The 16,447-nt window shown below is 61.1% G+C and carries 17 protein-coding genes; 9 read left to right on the forward strand and 8 right to left on the reverse strand.

Annotation, left to right across the window (positions count from 1 at the left end; all coding sequences use genetic code 11):
• Positions 1–189: 189 nt before the first annotated feature.
• Positions 190–1,452: a transcription termination factor Rho gene (rho, locus tag MLC70_RS15185; protein ID WP_248185219.1), complete on the reverse strand. Its 1,263-nt coding sequence runs from the start codon at positions 1,450–1,452 to the stop codon at positions 190–192.
• Positions 1,453–1,788: 336 nt separating this feature from the next.
• Between rho and moaB the strand changes: the two genes are divergently transcribed.
• Genes moaB through MLC70_RS15205 form a run of 4 tightly spaced genes read left to right on the forward strand, consistent with a single transcriptional unit; the run spans position 1,789 to position 4,307 of the window.
• Positions 1,789–2,361 carry a molybdenum cofactor biosynthesis protein B gene (moaB, locus tag MLC70_RS15190; protein ID WP_248185220.1) on the forward strand — a complete coding sequence of 191 codons (573 nt, stop codon included), beginning with the start codon at positions 1,789–1,791 and terminating at the stop codon, positions 2,359–2,361.
• A gap of 2 nt (positions 2,362–2,363) precedes the next feature.
• Positions 2,364–3,578, forward strand: coding sequence for a molybdopterin molybdotransferase MoeA (locus MLC70_RS15195; RefSeq protein WP_248185222.1), 1,215 nt, complete (start codon positions 2,364–2,366; stop codon positions 3,576–3,578).
• Between the two features lie 2 nt (positions 3,579–3,580).
• Positions 3,581–3,844 (forward strand): molybdopterin converting factor subunit 1, encoded by a 264-nt coding sequence (gene moaD, locus MLC70_RS15200; RefSeq protein ID WP_248185224.1) that lies wholly within the window; start codon positions 3,581–3,583, stop codon positions 3,842–3,844.
• Position 3,845: 1 nt separating this feature from the next.
• Entirely contained in the window at positions 3,846–4,307 is a 462-nt protein-coding gene (locus MLC70_RS15205) for a molybdenum cofactor biosynthesis protein MoaE (RefSeq protein ID WP_248185226.1), read from the forward strand.
• Between the two features lie 54 nt (positions 4,308–4,361).
• Here the strand turns inward: MLC70_RS15205 and trxA are convergent, their stop codons facing one another.
• Positions 4,362–4,688: a thioredoxin TrxA gene (gene trxA / locus MLC70_RS15210; RefSeq protein ID WP_012139190.1), complete on the reverse strand. Its 327-nt coding sequence runs from the start codon at positions 4,686–4,688 to the stop codon at positions 4,362–4,364.
• A 288-nt stretch (positions 4,689–4,976) separates the two neighbouring features.
• Here trxA and ppx point away from each other — a divergent pair, with 288 nt between their 5' ends.
• Entirely contained in the window at positions 4,977–6,500 is a 1,524-nt protein-coding gene (ppx, locus tag MLC70_RS15215) for an exopolyphosphatase (protein WP_248185228.1), read from the forward strand.
• On the opposite strand, the gene abc-f is transcribed toward ppx, so the two are convergent.
• Complete coding sequence (gene abc-f / locus MLC70_RS15220) at positions 6,497–8,455, reverse strand: ribosomal protection-like ABC-F family protein (protein WP_248185230.1); 1,959 nt, start codon at positions 8,453–8,455, stop codon at positions 6,497–6,499. The genes ppx and abc-f overlap by 4 nt on opposite strands.
• 72 nt (positions 8,456–8,527) lie before the next feature.
• Here abc-f and MLC70_RS15225 point away from each other — a divergent pair, with 72 nt between their 5' ends.
• The 3 genes from MLC70_RS15225 (at position 8,528) to bamJ (ending at position 10,263) form a co-directional block, all read left to right on the forward strand.
• Positions 8,528–9,031 carry a DUF2390 domain-containing protein gene (locus MLC70_RS15225; protein WP_248185231.1) on the forward strand — a complete coding sequence of 168 codons (504 nt, stop codon included), beginning with the start codon at positions 8,528–8,530 and terminating at the stop codon, positions 9,029–9,031.
• Positions 9,028–9,423, forward strand: a complete 396-nt coding sequence (locus MLC70_RS15230; protein ID WP_248185233.1) for a DUF4124 domain-containing protein — start codon at positions 9,028–9,030, stop codon at positions 9,421–9,423. Before MLC70_RS15225 ends, MLC70_RS15230 begins: the two co-directional genes overlap by 4 nt.
• A 132-nt stretch (positions 9,424–9,555) precedes the next feature.
• Positions 9,556–10,263, forward strand: a complete 708-nt coding sequence (gene bamJ, locus MLC70_RS15235) for a BamJ family beta-barrel-assembly machinery protein (RefSeq protein ID WP_248185235.1) — start codon at positions 9,556–9,558, stop codon at positions 10,261–10,263.
• A 93-nt stretch (positions 10,264–10,356) separates the two neighbouring features.
• On the opposite strand, the gene rsd is transcribed toward bamJ, so the two are convergent.
• On the reverse strand, positions 10,357–10,839 hold the full coding sequence (gene rsd / locus MLC70_RS15240; RefSeq protein ID WP_248185236.1) for a sigma D regulator: 483 nt from the start codon (positions 10,837–10,839) through the stop codon (positions 10,357–10,359).
• Between the two features lie 98 nt (positions 10,840–10,937).
• Entirely contained in the window at positions 10,938–11,444 is a 507-nt protein-coding gene (locus MLC70_RS15245; RefSeq protein ID WP_248185238.1) for a disulfide bond formation protein B, read from the reverse strand.
• Positions 11,445–11,607: 163 nt separating this feature from the next.
• Between MLC70_RS15245 and MLC70_RS15250 the strand changes: the two genes are divergently transcribed.
• Positions 11,608–12,075, forward strand: a complete 468-nt coding sequence (locus tag MLC70_RS15250; protein WP_248185239.1) for a flagellar basal body-associated FliL family protein — start codon at positions 11,608–11,610, stop codon at positions 12,073–12,075.
• Between the two features lie 20 nt (positions 12,076–12,095).
• Here the strand turns inward: MLC70_RS15250 and rmf are convergent, their stop codons facing one another.
• The 3 genes from rmf to MLC70_RS15265 form a co-directional block, all read right to left on the reverse strand.
• Positions 12,096–12,311, reverse strand: a complete 216-nt coding sequence (gene rmf / locus MLC70_RS15255) for a ribosome modulation factor (RefSeq protein WP_248185241.1) — start codon at positions 12,309–12,311, stop codon at positions 12,096–12,098.
• A 152-nt stretch (positions 12,312–12,463) separates the two neighbouring features.
• Positions 12,464–14,017 carry a glutamate--cysteine ligase gene (gshA, locus tag MLC70_RS15260; RefSeq protein WP_248185243.1) on the reverse strand — a complete coding sequence of 518 codons (1,554 nt, stop codon included), beginning with the start codon at positions 14,015–14,017 and terminating at the stop codon, positions 12,464–12,466.
• Between the two features lie 77 nt (positions 14,018–14,094).
• Complete coding sequence (locus tag MLC70_RS15265) at positions 14,095–16,437, reverse strand: Tex family protein (protein WP_248185244.1); 2,343 nt, start codon at positions 16,435–16,437, stop codon at positions 14,095–14,097.
• Positions 16,438–16,447 lie beyond the last annotated feature (10 nt).

Genomic DNA, 16,447 nt, shown 5'->3' on the forward strand with positions numbered 1-16,447 from the left:
TTTGTGTCACGAGATACTACGGAGGTCGATCCTTTCCGGACCGCTGTCAGAGGGTAGAACGAGATGTGGGGCAGGGGTTCCAAAACGGGAAACTGGTTTCCCTGACTGTTTTGGAACCCCTGCCCCACACCTCATTCAGCGGGCTTCAGATGACGGCGCCACAAGCCGGCCGGCATCCTCGACCGACTATCAACGACGCTTCATGGAGTCGAAGAACTCGGCGTTGGTCTTGGTTTCTTTCAGCTTGTCCAGCAGGAACTCGATGGCGGCGGTGTCGTCGTCCATGGAGTGCAGCAGCTTGCGCAGGATCCAGACGCGCTGGATATCCGCTTCGGACATCAGCAGGTCCTCGCGACGGGTGCCGGAGCTGCGAATGTTGATGGCCGGATAGGTACGCTTCTCGGCAATCTTGCGATCCAGGTGGATCTCCATATTGCCGGTACCTTTGAACTCCTCGTAGATCACCTCGTCCATCTTGGAACCGGTGTTGACCAGCGCAGTGGCAAGGATGGTCAGACTGCCGCCCTCTTCCACGTTACGGGCCGCACCAAAGAACCGCTTGGGCTTCTCAAGGGCGTGGGCGTCCACACCGCCGGTCAGGACCTTGCCGGAGGACGGAATCACGGTGTTGTAGGCACGCGCCAGACGGGTGATGGAGTCCAGCAGGATGACCACGTCTTTCTTGTGCTCCACCAGGCGCTTGGCCTTCTCGATCACCATTTCCGCCACCTGCACGTGACGGGCCGGCGGCTCGTCGAAGGTGGAGGCGATGACTTCACCGCGCACGGTGCGCTGCATTTCGGTCACTTCTTCCGGACGCTCGTCGATGAGCAATACCATGACATGGCATTCCGGGTTGTTGCGGGTGATGGACTGGGCGATGCTCTGCATCAGCAACGTCTTACCGGCCTTGGGCGGGGAGACGATGAGGCCACGCTGGCCCTTGCCGATGGGCGCTACCAGATCCAGAACCCGTGACGAAAGATCCTCGGTGCTGCCATTACCGGCTTCGAGCATCAGGCGCTCGTCCGGGAACAGCGGCGTGAGGTTTTCGAACAGAATCTTGTTACGGGCATTGTCCGGCTTGTCGAAGTTAATCTCGTTAACTTTCAGCAGGGCAAAATAGCGCTCGCCGTCTTTCGGCGGGCGGATCTTGCCAGCGACGGTATCACCGGTCCGCAGGTTGAAACGACGAATCTGGCTGGGGGACACGTAGATATCGTCGGGGCCAGCCAGGTAGGAAGCATCGGCGGAACGGAGGAAGCCGAAACCGTCCTGCAGAATTTCCAGTACGCCATCACCGTAGATGTCTTCACCGCCCTTGGCATGCTTCTTCAGGATCGTAAAAATGACATCCTGCTTGCGCGAACGGGCCAGGTTATCGAGGCCCATCTCTTGCGCGATGTCGAGCAATTCGGGCATGGAGTTCTGCTTGAGTTCAGTAAGGTTCATAGGTTGTTAGATAGTCAGGAATGGAAGTAAGCGAATATTGGAATGACAGGAATGCCCTTGAACGGATTGATCGGGTATTAGCTGATCTTGGTGCTGGCCAGATGGAGCAACCGGTATAATGAAGAAAGCCGGAAAAGTACTGAAGCCAGAGACGGGAAGAACAACCATTCGTCGGGCAACAAGGATAATCGGCCACCTGACCTGTGAATGTCAAGTAATGCTGGCTAAAAATAAACCACCATCCGCCACCCCGCCATGGATGGTCCTCCCCTTCCATTCCTCCCGGGCTATGGGGATACTAACCACAAACAGCCAGTCAATCTGCGGAGCGACACCATGAGTAGTGAGAGCAGCAGCAAGCTCAAGCCCCTGAACATTGCCATCCTGACCGTATCTGACACTCGCGGTGTCGACGAAGACACGTCCGGTCAGTTCCTGGAAGACAGCGTTATTGAGGCCGGTCACCAACTGATCGCCCGGCGCATTCTCCCCGACGACGTGTACCTGGTGCGCGCACTGATGTCACTGTGGATTGCCGATCCCGATGTTCACGCGGTTATCATTACCGGCGGCACCGGCTTTCATGAGCGCGACAGCACACCGGAGGCGGTGGCGCCGTTGCTGGATAAGGCCATTGAAGGGTTCGGCGAAGAATTCCGCCGGCTGTCGGCGACGGAGATTGGCAGCTCTACCGTTCAGTCCCGGGCGTTCGGAGGACTGGCCAACCACACCGTGATTTTCTGCCTGCCCGGTTCCACCGGCGCCTGCCGCACCGGCTGGAACGGCATTCTGAGCTCTCAACTGGACAGCCGCCACACCCCCTGCAACTTCTCGGCGCTGGTGCTGGGCAAACCCGCCAGCCCCCATAACCGCGTGCACGAGAAAATTGGCGGCCGGGGGCAGAAGTAATCATGACCGGCCAACTGTTAACCCCGCTGGAGGAGGCCGTCGCGCTGCTGCTGGATCAGGCCAGGCCTGTCACCGCTCAGGAAATCGTACCCCTGGCCGAGAGCCTCGGACGCATTCTGGCGGAGGATCAACATGTGCCGGCGGATGTCCCGCCGGCGGACAACAGCGGGGTAGACGGCTACGCCGTTCGCGCCGGGGACCTGACGGCCGGCCACGCCCTTGCGGTCTCGGCACGGATAGCCGCCGGCCAGGCACCCTCAGCCATTGAACCGGGAACTGCCGTTCGCCTCTTCACCGGTTCGGAAATCCCCGACGGTGCCGACGCGGTGGTGATGCAGGAACACGTCGAGGTGACCGACGCAGGCATCGTCATCCAGACCGAAGCGAACGCCGGCCAGAACATCCGGCGCCGCGGCCAGGATCTGCGTGCAGGTGACGTTGCGCTGGCACGCGGAAGCCGCATCCGCCCCCAGGAAATGGGCGTTCTGGCGTCCCTCGGGGCGCCGCAGGTACCGGTGTGGCGCCGCCTCAGAGTAGCGATCCTGAACACCGGGGACGAACTGGTGGACCCGGGAACCGCCCTGAAACCCGGGCAGATCTACAACTCTAATCGCTTCACCCTGCTGGGCTTGCTGGCCCAGGCCGGCTGTGACGTGGTGCTGTGCGAAACCCTGCAGGATACCCGCGAGGCCACCCGCGCGACGCTGGTGCGAGCGGCCGCAGAGGCCGATCTGATCATCACCAGTGGGGGTGTCTCGGTAGGTGAGGAAGATCACGTGCGGGCCGTGCTGGAGGAATCCGGTGAGCTGTCCCTGTGGCGGCTGGCCATCAAGCCGGGCAAGCCCCTGGCCTTTGGCGAGATGGACGGCACGCCCGTACTGGGCCTGCCCGGCAACCCGGCCTCTGTGCTGGTGACATTTCTGATGGTTGGCCTACCCTACCTCCGCAAGCGCCAGGGTGTGGCTGATGTCCGGGTCCGGGGCGAGCAACTGCCCGCCGGTTTTGCGGTGACGCCGACGTCTGCCCGACGGGAGTTTGTCCGTGCACGTAAGGAATGGAATGACCAGCAGGTGACCGTGGCGGCCTATCCGAACCAGAGTTCCGGCATGCTCAGCTCCGCCTGCTGGGCGGACGGGCTGGCGGTGGTGCCGGAACACACGACGGTCAGCCCCGGTGATATGATCACATATTATTCGTTCGCAGAGCTGCTGGGGTAACCATGAGCGAAGACCACACGCTGACTGTCCGTTTCTTTGCCCGCCTGCGGGAAGAACTGAACACCGAAAGCCTGACACTGCCGATACAACCCGATACCACCGCCGGCCAGTTGCTGACTGAACTGGCTCGGCGAGGGGGTGCGTGGGCACAGCTGACCGGCGCTCAACCGGTGATGATCGCCGTTAACCAGACCATGGCCAAACCGGACACGCCGATCGGGCCCGGGGATGAGGTGGCGTTTTTTCCGCCGGTAACCGGAGGCTGACATGAACTATTCCATCTCCGTCCAGCAGGACGATTTCGACACCGCCGCCGAGTATCAGGCAATGCGTGACAGTGGCCCAGGCACCGGCGCGATCGCGACGTTCACCGGGCTGGTCCGCGACAGCGGTGATTTGCAGGGGGTCAACGGTTTGTTCCTGGAGCACTACCCGGGGATGACGGAGCAGGTGATCGAGAGCCTGATTGCCGAAGCTGCCGGACGCTGGGATGTCCGCAAGGCGCGGGTGGTGCACCGGGTGGGCGAACTGGCGCTGTGCGATCAGATCGTGTTCGTCGGCGTCTGCAGTGCCCATCGCGGGGATGCCTTCGCCGCCTGCGCGTTCATCATGGATGCGCTGAAAACATCCGCGCCGTTCTGGAAAAAGGAGCTGTCCGGATCATCGGAGCATTGGGTCGAGCAGAAAGCCTCGGATCTGGCACGGCACCCCGGTGTGCTGAAGCCATAAAAAAACCGCCCGTGAGCTCAGACTCAGGGGCGGCTTCCGGCTTGCGGCCAGCAATCAGAGATTGCTGTCGAGGAAGGCCGCGAGCTGGGACTTGGACAGTGCGCCCACTTTGGTGGCGTCCACGTTGCCATTCTTGAACAGCATCAGGGTGGGAATGCCGCGGATGTTGAACTTGGGCGGAGTCTGCTCGTTTTCGTCGATGTTGAGCTTGCAGATTTTCAGCTTGCCGTCGTATTCATCGGCGATTTCTTCCAGCACCGGCGCGATCATCTTGCACGGGCCACACCACTCGGCCCAGTAGTCCACCAACACAGGCACGTCAGACTGCAGTACGTCCTGTTCGAAGGATGCGTCGGTTACGTTTACGATATTTCCGCTCATTACCTTTTCCCGATTCCGGCACCTTGGAAAGCTTACGGCCCATGCCGAAGCGTCGGTGCTGTTGAACGTTGCTGAAGGCTGCCCTGGGTGTGTCCGGCGGCCATTCATCCTCATCTCAGTAGCGCATACTTTACGCGATTGGTCCGCCGTCTGTGAAGCGGTTCCGCCCACCTCTCGGTTTCCCGCTATACTGAGGAGGGTCAAATCCGCTGGCAGCCTTTACTGACAGACCCGCCGGAATTCGCTTATAGTACCGGCACCGGTAACGCCAAGAGGAAATCTTCACACGTGACGGCCACCCCCTCTGCCGAATCAGACACCACCACGCCTGAGCTGCTTGCCGCCATCGACATGGGCTCCAACAGCTTCCACATGGTGGTTGCCCGCCTTGTTCACGGTGAAATACGAACCCTCGAGAAAATGGGGGAGAAGGTTCAGCTTGGCGCGGGCCTGGACACCTACAATCGCCTGACCGAAGACGCCCAGCAACGGGCGCTGGCCTGCCTCAGCCGATTCGCACAGCGCCTGCAGGGTATGCACCCGGAAACGGTGCAGATTGTCGGCACCAATGCGCTGCGGGTGGCGCGCAATGCCCAGGAATTCATGTCACGGGCGGAGCAGGTTCTGGGGTATCCGGTCGAGATCATCGCCGGGCGCGAGGAGGCTCGGCTGATCTATCTCGGAGTGTCCCACACCCTCTCTGACGACAGTGGTCGCCGCCTGGTGATCGACATTGGCGGCGGCAGCACCGAGTTCATCATCGGCGAACGTTTTGAGCCCCAGGAGCTGGAAAGCCTGCACATGGGCTGCGTGTCTTTCCGCAATCGTTACTTCGCCGACGGCAAGATTTCCCGCCGACAAATGGACAAAGCCGTGACCCACGCCCAGCAGGAGCTGCTGAACATTCGCCGGCATTTCCGCAGCGTAGGCTGGCAGAGCGCGGTCGGTTCTTCCGGGTCGATCAAGGCGATTGCCAGCGTTCTGGAAACGCTGAAAATCACCGACGGTACGATCACGCTGGAGGCGATGACCGAATTGCGTCAGCGTCTGGTCAGCATGGGCAAGGTGGAGAAGCTCGGCGACCTTGGCGTACGGGCCGACCGCCAGAGCATTTTTCCCGCCGGCTTCGCCATTCTGATGGGGGCTTTCCAATCGCTGCAGATCGAGGACATGTCGTTTGCCGAGGGCGCGCTGAGGGAGGGCCTGCTCTACGATATCGTCGGAAGAATCTGGCATGAAGACGTGCGGGAGCGAACCATCACCGCGCTGCAGGAGCGCTATCACGTGGATCAGGCCCACGGTCGCGCCGTGGAAGACACCACCATCGCCGCCTGGGACCAGGTCGCCGACACCTGGGCGCTGCGCACCGCACCGGATGAGGAGGTCTTGCGCTGGGCGTGTCGCCTGCACGAGATCGGCCTGACCATCTCCCACAGCCAGTACCACAAACACGGCGCCTACCTGTTGCGCTACTCCGACCTGCCCGGCTTCAGCCAGCAATTCCAGCGCGACCTGGCCACCCTGGTACGGGGCCATCGCCGGAAGTTTGCCTCCGCGATCTTCGAGGGTCTTGATCCTGAGGAAATTCCGCGCCTGAAATATCTGTGCGTGCTGGTGCGCCTCGGCGTGTTGCTTCAGCACCCGCGGAACATGGAGGCGCCGCCGGCATTTCGCCTCCACGCCGGAGACGATCGCCTCGCCGTCGAGTTCCCCGATGGCTGGCTCGATGAGCGTCCGCTGACTCTGGCGGATCTGGAAAACGAGGCAGAATACCTGGCCAAACAGGGGTTCACCCTGGACGTAAACCCCTAGGCCACCAGTTCCGCCTCGAGATTTTCCACCGTTTCACTGATTTCCAGCCACTCAGCCTCGACCTCCTCCAGCCGGCTTTTCAGTTGCGCCTGCTCGCCGAGCCGCTCCTTGAGCAGCGCCTTGCCGCTTTCCTGGTAGAGCTCCGGCGCCGACAGCGATTCCTCCAGCAACGCGAGTTCCTGCTGCAATTGCTCCATGGATTGCTCCAGTGTCGCCTGCTTCTTACGATACGGGCTCAGCTTCTGACGCAGAGCCGCCTCGGCCCGCTTACGGGCCTTGCGATCCTCCGCGCTTTCCCCGACAGCCTCGCCTGCGGAGGCGCCTGAGGCTCCCGCCGAAGGCGCGCCACCCTGGGGTGTACGCTTCGGCGCCTCTGTCTCATCCTTGCGACGATCCGCCAGCCAGCGCTCATAATCCTCCAGATCGCCGTCGTAATCGCTGACACGGCCGTCGTGAACCAGCCAGAACTCGTCGACGGTATTCCGCAGCAGGTGCCGGTCGTGGGACACCACCACAATGGCGCCGTCAAAATTCTGCAGCGCCATGGTGAGCGCCTGGCGCATTTCCAGATCCAGGTGGTTGGTGGGCTCATCCAGCAACAGCAGGTTCGGCTTCTGCCAGGCAATCACCGCCAGCGCTACGCGAGCTTTCTCGCCACCGGAGAACGAACGGATGGCACTGAGCGCCTCATCACCGTGAAAATCAAAGCCCCCCAGAAAGTTGCGAATGCTCTGCTCCGAGGCCCGGGGCGACAGCCTTTGCAAGTGGAGAAAAGGGCTGGCATCCAGATCGAGGGATTCCAGTTGATGCTGGGCGAAATAGCCGATGGCCAGGTGCTCTCCGGTGGTGCGCTCGCCGGCCAGCAGCGTGGACTCACCCCGTAACGCGTCCATCAACGTAGACTTGCCGGCACCGTTGGGGCCAAGCAGGCCCACCCGGCTACCCGGCAACAAACTCAGATTGATGCCCGCAAGAATGGTGGTCTCGCCGTAACCGGCCACACCGTTGCGAATGGACAGCAGCGGGTTCGACACTTTGTCGGCAACCGGAAATTCGAAGCTGAACGGCGAATCCACGTGCGCGGGGGCAATTTTCTCCATGCGCTCCAGCGCCTTGACCCGGCTTTGAGCCTGCCGCGCCTTGGTCGCCTTGGCCTTGAACCGGTCAATAAACCGCTGGATTTCCGCAATTCGCGCCTGCTGGCGCTCGAAGCCCGCCTGTTGCTGGGCCAGCCGTTCACTGCGTTGACCTTCGAACGCCGAGTAGTTGCCGGTGTACACCTCCAGTTTGCGCTGGTCAAAGTGCACCACATGGGTGGCGACCCGATCCATGAAATCGCGATCGTGGGAGATGAACAGCAGGGTGCCGGCATAGCGACGCAGCCAGTTTTCGAGCCAGAGGCAGGCGTCAAGATCCAGATGGTTGGTGGGCTCATCCAGCAGCAACAGATCCGAGGGCCGCATCAGTGCCTGAGCCAGGTTCAGGCGGATACGCCAGCCCCCGGAGAATGCAGAAACCGGTCGCAGCGCGTCGGCATCGGCAAAGCCCAGCCCCCGCAACAGCGACTCCGCCCGACGCGGCGCCGACCAGGCTTCGTGCACATCAAGCTCACCATGGATTCGGGCCTGGGCGTGATCGTCGCCGCGCTGTTCGGCGTCGGCCAGTTCCCGCTCCATCCGCCGCAGATCGTGATCGCCATCCAGCACAAAATCCAGCGCGGTGCGAGCAGACGCCGCCACTTCCTGAGCCATGTGAGCGATGCGGCAACCGCCGGGGAGCGATACCGTACCCTGCTCCGGCGCCAGCTGGCCCAGCAACAGCTGGAACAGACTGGATTTGCCCGCGCCATTGGCACCGACAATCGCCACCCGCTGGCCCGGTTGAATAGTGACGCTGACGGCGTCTAGTAACCAGACGCCGCCCCGTTGTAAACTGAGATCGGTTATCGTTAACATGTTGTCATTTTATCAGGATATTTTTCACAGAACGTACATAAGGCCATTATGCAGCGCGTCCTGGAGCGGAAAGTGACAGAACTGGAACCCGACAACCCGCTCTGGCGTTTTGCTATCGCGTTCTGGGCAAGTCCCGGCACCGAAACCGCCTGCCTGGATTTACAACGCAAAGGCTGGAGTGTTACCCGGATTTTAAGCGCATGCTGGCTTGCCATTTCAGGCCAGAAATACATCGGTAATGAAGCCGATACGGTAACAGAGTGGCGCACACATGTAACCGAGTCGCTGCGCTCGGCCAGAACATTTATCCCGCGAAACCAACCGGGCACCAAGAGCCTACGGGAGACAATTGCCCGCAGTGAGCTGGAAGCGGAGCGGATTGAGCTGGCTTTGACCTATCAGAGCCTCGCAGAAACCCAACAAGAGAACGCCGGCATGCATGGACTGGAACAACTGGCCCGCACCAACCTGAATGGGGCCGCCCCGAAGGCCGCGTTGGACCCGGACACCGGGCGCTTACTGGACGCCCTCGCGCGTCACGTGGTGGCTTTCTCGACCGGAAAACAGGGAGCATGATCATGAAGTGGCTTATCCGGCTCGCATTCCCTGCCCTCGGCGTCCTGCTGTTCCTGATTTTCTTCGGCATTAACGAGCCCGAACCCCAGGCGGTCACCAGCACGACAGAAACAGACACCAAGGAGCAGATTCCTGCCTTTGAAGGTCTGGTGCCTTCACCGGTGCCGGTGGAAGGCCCGGATATCGTGTTCAAGTGGCAGGACAGCGATGGCAGCTGGCACTACGCCGACAAGCCTCCGGAAAACGGCTCCTGGAACACCCTCGCTATTGAGCGCCAGAACAGCGGTGGCCTGCCGCGTCTTGCCGAACCCAATCTGGAGACCGATTGGCAGTCGCCTTACAGCGCGCCGTTTTCGCTGGCTCCGACGCCACCTGCGAACAACGGCAGTTGAGCCCGGCACCTGACCGGTTTCTTAACACATGTTCAGTGGCATCTCGTCACAGAACCCGCTACCTTTCCCTATTTCAAGTCAACACAACAGGGGGGCTGATTCAGACCCCTCCCGACAACACAGGACAATGAAATGAAGAAAGCACTGCTCGCTCTGGCAGTGACCGGCATTGTTGCCGGCTGCTCCACTCAATCCGATTCCGCCAAAGACCCCAGCCTGGACTCGACCGACCAGAAAGTCAGCTACGGCATGGGACTGGTTCTTGGTGAGCGGATGAAGAACGATCTGCCAGACCTGCAAATGGATCAGTTCCTGCAGGGCATCAAACATGGGCATGCCGGCGATGAAGAGGTCAGCCGGATGAGCCGCGAGGAAGTCCAGGAAGCGCTGATGGCCTATCAGCAACAGCTGCAGGAGCAGGAAACCTCGCAGATGGAAGATCTGGCCGAGAAGAACAGAGAAGCCGGAGAGGCTTTCCTCGCCGAGAACGCGGCGCGTGACGGCGTGGAAACCACCGAGTCAGGCCTGCAGTACGAAATTCTGGAAGAAGGTGACGGCGACAAACCCGGCGAAACGGATCGGGTGAAGGTCCACTACACCGGCGAACTGCTTTCCGGCGACGTTTTTGACAGCTCCCGTGAGCGCGGCGAGCCGGTAACCTTTGGACTCAACCAGGTGATTCCCGGCTGGACCGAGGGACTTCAACTGATGAACGAAGGCAGCCGGGCAAAACTGTACATTCCGTCTGACCTGGCCTACGGCCCGGGTGGCAACCACAGCATCGGACCCAATGAGACACTGGTGTTTGACGTGGAATTGATCGAGGTAAACCCGGAGTAACAACCGGTTATCAGAGCCGGCAGCCTCCGCCGTTGGTGAGGAGTCTGCCGGCCTGGTCTTCCAGACACGGCAGTGCGAATACCGCGCCAACCATCAGGCTGAGGACATCACCTTGTCAGCGTGGGCGTTGTGCAGATGTTCGATCAGGTAATCTTCCATTTCGAACCGGCTCTCCAGAATTTCTCCCAGCTCAGACAGCTGCGCAAACAGCTCCCGAACCTGTGCCTCGGTCAACGACTGGCCATTCAGTCGATCATTGAAATTCAGCGCGGTTTCCGTCGTCTGCGATATGCGCGGATACAGCTTGGCTGCCAGTTCCAGGCCACCGTCATTGAACTCCCGGGCTTCCTGAATCAGCTGTTCATAGATCTCGAAATGGCCCGCTGACACGTAATCCACCAGAACTTCACACAATCTGACGAACTTTTCCCGCAGGGCCTCTGTCTGGGAGTAGTCGGTCTCCCCGGACAACTCACAATAATGTACCAGCAGCTCCTGGCGCTCCTTCAGCCAACGATCAATCAGTTCGCTGACGCCACCCCAACGCTCCCTCGCATTACGGCAATTTTCCAACATGACGCCTCTCTCCAGTTACCTGACCTGTCCGGTTTCAAGTTCATTTTTATAGTGTCGAGACTCAAGGTACCCCATGCTTACAGTGGGCCGCAACCGTTTCAGGTACCAACCCACTCCGACCCTTTGGCGGGACGAAACATCAGCGTCAGGCCGGTCACCACCAGCAGTGAGAAAAACACCGCGGTCCAGCCGGGAATGCTGAGACCGAGGAAGGTCCAGACCACTTTGGCGCAGTCACCGGTACCTTGCAGGGCGGTGGTCAGCACTTCCATGATCGGCAGTACATCCAGCATGTAATCCACCGAGGGACCGCAGGCAGGCACCTGATCCGCAGGCAGGCTCTGCAACCACAGCTGGCGGCCGGCAACCGCAAGACCGGCGCCCGCGGCCAGCGCCAGCAGGAAGCCGTATACCCGCACGCCAAAACCGCGGGGGTTATGCAGCACCGCCAGCAGGCTCACCAGCGCAGCGCCCATAAATCCGAAACGTTGCAGCCAGCAAAGCGGGCAGGGCTCCAGCCCCATCACATGCTCCATGTAAAACGCCACACCCAGCAGGGCGGCACACACCACAAAGATTCCGGAAAAAACCAGTCTGGACGTCAAGAGTTCACCTCGGGAAAGACATTCGGGCCCGCCGAGCCGCCAGAGATCGGCGGGCGTTCACAGGGTGCTGCAAGCAGCCCCGGGGCCTGCTATTCTGCGAGAACCGGGCGGTTATCGCCATTGGTCTGCCACTAAACCCTAAACCATAGTGAACTTCAAGCCTATGACACCTCAGCTAAAGCGCTTTTTCCTGATCCTGATGTGCCTGATTCCGGCCGCGCCCGTGGCCACCGCCCTGGCTCAGAACGAGGCATCCGACCCAGAAAGTCAGGAGGAGAGTCAGGAGGAGAACCAGGAAGCGAAGATCACCGATTACATCGAGATGGATCCGCCGTTTGTCACCCATGTGGGCGAAGCCGGGAACAAACTGACCTACCTGAAAGCGTCGGTGACCCTGCGGGCGTCGAAAGAAACCACACGGCCGGCGGTCGAAGCTCACATGCCGCGCCTGCGGCACGAGCTGGTGATGCTGTTCGGGGAGCAGACCGATACCGACCGCCTGGCAACAGGGGGTGGGCAGTCTGCACTCGGGGAAGAAGCGACACGTCGGATCAATGCTGCCCTGGAAGAACAACAGACCGGAGAGGCGATCACCGGGGTGCTGTTTACCGAGTTTGTGGTACAGCGATAGGGCGGATAACCGGCGCCCGGTCAGGCAATGCGGGAAAACAGGTCATCGCTGGCGGGAAGCTGCTCGCGGGCGACCTGCCCGGCATCTTCCCAGCCCGCCTCCCAGGCGGCAATCACCACCTCGCCGCGATACGGGCAGCGGCTGCGTTCCATGCCCATGGACGCGGCCATATAACCCTGGCGGTAGGCTTTGTTCAGTGATTCCACATCCCAACCCAGCTTGATATCTCTGGCCATGCCGGCTCTCCCTGATGCCTGATGGTCACGGAAACACACAGTGACACTGTTGCTAAAGAACGTAACAGCAGGGTCAGAAGCTGACAAATGTTTGTGCAGATTCTGTGCGGCAGGTCCGGCCGGGCTGTGACCCCCGGCCCTGATCCCGGTTCTCAGGAAGCCAGGTACTGCTCGAGGAAGTCGCCGAACGGCAGCGTGTCAGCGGCTTCCATATCCGCCTGTTCGCCGTGGGAGCGCTCGGACATGCGTTCGAACTCCGCCTCGGACGTCGTGGCAAACGCCTCCTCACGAAGGCTGCGCTGGTGCTGCAGAGACATGAACTGAACCCACTCCCGGTGCCCCAACCCGGCCTCGGCCATGGCACGGGTTACCCGCGCCGACGGAATCTGCTCCGGTGCCTCCAGCTTGGCACGCTGGGCCTGAAGCGCGCGGCGATAGCTGTCGCCACCGGCCCAGCCATCCAGACGCTCAGCCAGTGGCTCAAGACCGGAAAGCAGCTCAGCGGCAGCGTCTCCGACCGCGGAGCGATGACCGCCCTGGCACAGCGCCATGGACAGGTCCCGGCCATGGGCCACAACGTCTTTGTAGTTGTCGTCCAGACGCTCGCATTCCGCGTCGCCGATGCGCGGGCTGTCAGACAGCAGACAGTCGAGCAGGAACAGATCCAGAAAGTCGATCTGGCTTTCGGAAACACCCACAGCAGAGAACGGGTCCAGATCAAGGCAGCGCACCTCGATGTATTCCACGCCACGGGCCTCGAGCGCCTGGATCGGTTTTTCCTCCCGTTCGGTGGTGCGCTTGGGGCGCACCGCACTGTAATACTCGTTTTCAATCTGCAGCACGCTGGTGTTGATCTGGATGAATTCGTCACCGCGGCGTGTACCAATGGCTTCATAGGCCGGCCACTGGGTGTGAATGGCACGGTCCAGCGTGCGGGTGTAGGTGCTGAGCTCGTTGAAACAGATGTTCAACGAGGACTGGGCATTGTTGTGATACCCCAGATCCCCCATGCGCAGTGAGGTGGCATCCGAGCCGTGCCAGGTGGTGTTATTGAAGCGCGACAGATCGTGCTTCACGTTCGCCACGAAGCTGTTGTCCAGCGCCGGCGAGGCGCCAAACAGCAGCATCAGCAACCAGCTACGGCGGCGGAAATTGCGAATCAGCCAGAAGTACTGGTCCGACTTGAAATCCTTCAGGCTCTGACCGTCACCCAGCGCTTCCTGCCACAGCGACCAGAAGCGATCGGGCAGCGATACGTTGTAGTGAGCCCCGGCAATACTCTGCATCATCCGGCCATAACGCACAGCCAGACCCTGGCGATACACGTGTTTCAGGCGACCGATGTTCGACGTACCGTACTCGGCTATGGGAATGCTGGCATCGCCGTCCAGTTCGCAGGGCATGCTGGCCGCCCAGAACACCTCGTCGCCGAGGTGACGCTGCACGAACCGGTGGATATCCCGCAGCGAATCCAACATGCCCCGGGTGGAGGAGAACACCGGGGTAATCAGCTCCATCAGCGCTTCGGAGTAGTCGGTGGTTATGGCAGGGTGCGTCAGCGCGGAGCCAAGGGCGCGCGGGTGCGGGGTCTGAGCGATGAAGCCGTTGCGGTCAACCCGCAGCCCCTCTTTTTCCACACCCTTGAGAAAACCGCCCCAATCGCTGGCAGCGAGCTGATGAAAAATCTGATGGCGGGATTCTGCCATGGATGACTCCTGCTACGGTGGGTTCCGCCTTGTCTTGTGGGCAGAACCCCCTGTGGAATGAATAACGATGCCGTCGGTTAACGACTGTCTTTGCGAGCCGACGCCAGCGCCTCGGCCAATGCACCGGCCATGGCACCCTGCTGCCGGGGCTGCTGCCCACCCTGCTCTCGCTTGCGGCCGGCGGACCGGTTGTCACCCCGACCCCGCGAAGCGGCCCCCTCGGACTTGGAGCCGGACGTTTCACCGGGCTGGTCACCCATACGCATGGAGAGGGCAATCCGTTTGCGGGGAATGTCCACATCCATGACCTTGACCTTGACGATGTCGCCAGCCTTGACCACTTCCCGGGGGTCCTTCACAAAGGTATTCGACAGCGCCGAGATGTGCACCAGGCCGTCCTGATGCACTCCGATATCCACAAACGCGCCAAAATTAGTGACGTTGGTGACCGAGCCTTCCAGCACCATACCCGGTTTCAGGTCGCTGAGGGTTTCCACGCCTTCCTCGAAGCTGGCGAAGCGGAATTCCGGGCGCGGATCACGGCCGGGCTTTTCCAGCTCGGCAATAATATCCCGGATCGTGGGCAGGCCGAACTGCTCGGTGACGTAGTCCTGGGGATTCAACGTGCGCAGGAAAGCGGCATCGCCCATCAGGTTTTCCACCTTGCGATTGTTCTTCGCAGCAATGGCTTCCACCACCCCATAGGCCTCCGGGTGTACCGATGAGCGGTCGAGCGGATTCTCCCCGCCGGCAATCCGCAGGAAACCGGCGGCCTGCTCGAAGGTGCGGTCTCCGAGACGGGACACTTTCAACAGCTGTTTGCGATTCCTGAAGACCCCATTCTGGTTGCGGAAATCCACAATGTTCTGGGCAATGCTCTGGTTCAGCCCCGACACCCGTGACAGCAACGGCACAGACGCCGTGTTCAGATCCACGCCGACACCGTTCACGCAGTCTTCCACCACCGCGTTCAGGCTGCGGGCCAGCTGCACCTGAGACACATCGTGTTGGTACTGCCCCACGCCGATGGATTTAGGCTCGATCTTCACCAGTTCCGACAATGGGTCCTGCAGACGGCGGGCGATGGAAACCGCACCGCGAATGGTCACGTCCAGGTCTGGCAGCTCTTTGGAGGCAAACTCCGACGCGGAGTAAATCGACGCCCCGGACTCACTCACCACAATACGGGCCAGCTTCAGCTCGGGGTACTTCTTGCACAGATCCCCCACCAGTTTCTCGGTTTCCCGCGAAGCGGTGCCGTTGCCGATGGCAATCAGCTCAATCTTGTATTCGCGGCACCAGGCGGCCAGCTGAGCAATGGACGGCTCCCACTGATTGCGCGGCGCATGGGGGAAAATACCACCGTGCCCAACCACCTGGCCGGTGCCGTCAATAATGGCTACCTTAACGCCGGTACGCAGACCGGGATCCAGGCCAAGCGTGGGGCGCGGCCCCGCAGGCGCCAGCAGCAACAGGTCCTTAAGATTGTTGGCAAACACGTTGATGGCTTCGGTTTCGGCGGCTTCGCGCACCTGCGCCATCAGGTCGGTTTCAATCTGCGTGGAGAGCTTCACCCGCCAGGTCCAGCGCACCACATCCGACAACCACTTGTCGGCCGCGCGGCCGTTGTCACGCACGTTCCAGCGGGCGGCAATGCGCTGTTCGGCCGGATGGGGCTGGCGGCGATCATCCTCGGCGTCTCCCACCACGATGGCGTAACCCAGGATGCCCTCGTTGCGGCCACGCAGAATCGCCAGGGCCCGGTGCGAGGGCACCTTCTTCAGCGGCTCAATGTGATCAAAGTAGTCGCGGAACTTGGCGCCTTCGTTCTCCTTGCCTTCAATCACCGTGACCTTGAGCTGGCCGTTGTGCCAGATGAACTCCCGCAGGCTGCCGAGCAGTTCGGCATCCTCGGCAAAACGCTCCATCAGGATGTAACGGGCGCCGTCGAGGGCGGCCTTGGTGTCCGCCACGCCGGCTTCGGCATTGACGTAGTCGGCCGCGGTGGCCTCCGGCTCCCGGGTGGGGTCGTTATAGAGAGCATCGGCCAGCGGCTCAAGGCCGGCTTCCCTGGCAATCTGGGCCTTGGTACGGCGCTTGGGTTTATAAGGTAGATACAGATCTTCCAGGCGGTTCTTGGTGTCGGCGTCGGTGATGCTGGTGCGCAGCTCTTCGGTCAGCTTGCCCTGTTCCTCAATGCTGTTGAGGATGGTAGACCGGCGGTCTTCCAACTCCCGCAGGTAGCGCAGACGCTCCTCAAGGTTCCGCAGCTGGCTGTCGTCCAGCGAACCGGTCACTTCTTTGCGGTAACGGGCGATAAATGGAACGGTGGCGCCCTCATCCAGCAGGGCGACGGTGGCATTGACCTGTTGCTCGCGTACGCCGAGCTCGTCGGCGATACGCCTGGAGATACTGTTCATGCAACCTCTG

Source organism: Marinobacter goseongensis (genome assembly GCF_023156235.1).
Lineage (GTDB): Bacteria > Pseudomonadota > Gammaproteobacteria > Pseudomonadales > Oleiphilaceae > Marinobacter > Marinobacter goseongensis.

Coding starts and splice junctions, on each gene's coding strand:
- rho (WP_248185219.1), bottom strand. CDS start 1,452: ATGAACCTTACTGAACTCAAGCAGAACTCCATGCCCGAATTGCTCGAC.
- moaB (WP_248185220.1), top strand. CDS start 1,789: ATGAGTAGTGAGAGCAGCAGCAAGCTCAAGCCCCTGAACATTGCCATC.
- MLC70_RS15195 (WP_248185222.1), top strand. CDS start 2,364: ATGACCGGCCAACTGTTAACCCCGCTGGAGGAGGCCGTCGCGCTGCTG.
- moaD (WP_248185224.1), top strand. CDS start 3,581: ATGAGCGAAGACCACACGCTGACTGTCCGTTTCTTTGCCCGCCTGCGG.
- MLC70_RS15205 (WP_248185226.1), top strand. CDS start 3,846: ATGAACTATTCCATCTCCGTCCAGCAGGACGATTTCGACACCGCCGCC.
- trxA (WP_012139190.1), bottom strand. CDS start 4,688: ATGAGCGGAAATATCGTAAACGTAACCGACGCATCCTTCGAACAGGAC.
- abc-f (WP_248185230.1), bottom strand. CDS start 8,455: ATGTTAACGATAACCGATCTCAGTTTACAACGGGGCGGCGTCTGGTTA.
- MLC70_RS15230 (WP_248185233.1), top strand. CDS start 9,028: ATGATCATGAAGTGGCTTATCCGGCTCGCATTCCCTGCCCTCGGCGTC.
- bamJ (WP_248185235.1), top strand. CDS start 9,556: ATGAAGAAAGCACTGCTCGCTCTGGCAGTGACCGGCATTGTTGCCGGC.
- rsd (WP_248185236.1), bottom strand. CDS start 10,839: ATGTTGGAAAATTGCCGTAATGCGAGGGAGCGTTGGGGTGGCGTCAGC.
- MLC70_RS15250 (WP_248185239.1), top strand. CDS start 11,608: ATGACACCTCAGCTAAAGCGCTTTTTCCTGATCCTGATGTGCCTGATT.
- rmf (WP_248185241.1), bottom strand. CDS start 12,311: ATGGCCAGAGATATCAAGCTGGGTTGGGATGTGGAATCACTGAACAAA.
- gshA (WP_248185243.1), bottom strand. CDS start 14,017: ATGGCAGAATCCCGCCATCAGATTTTTCATCAGCTCGCTGCCAGCGAT.
- MLC70_RS15265 (WP_248185244.1), bottom strand. CDS start 16,437: ATGAACAGTATCTCCAGGCGTATCGCCGACGAGCTCGGCGTACGCGAG.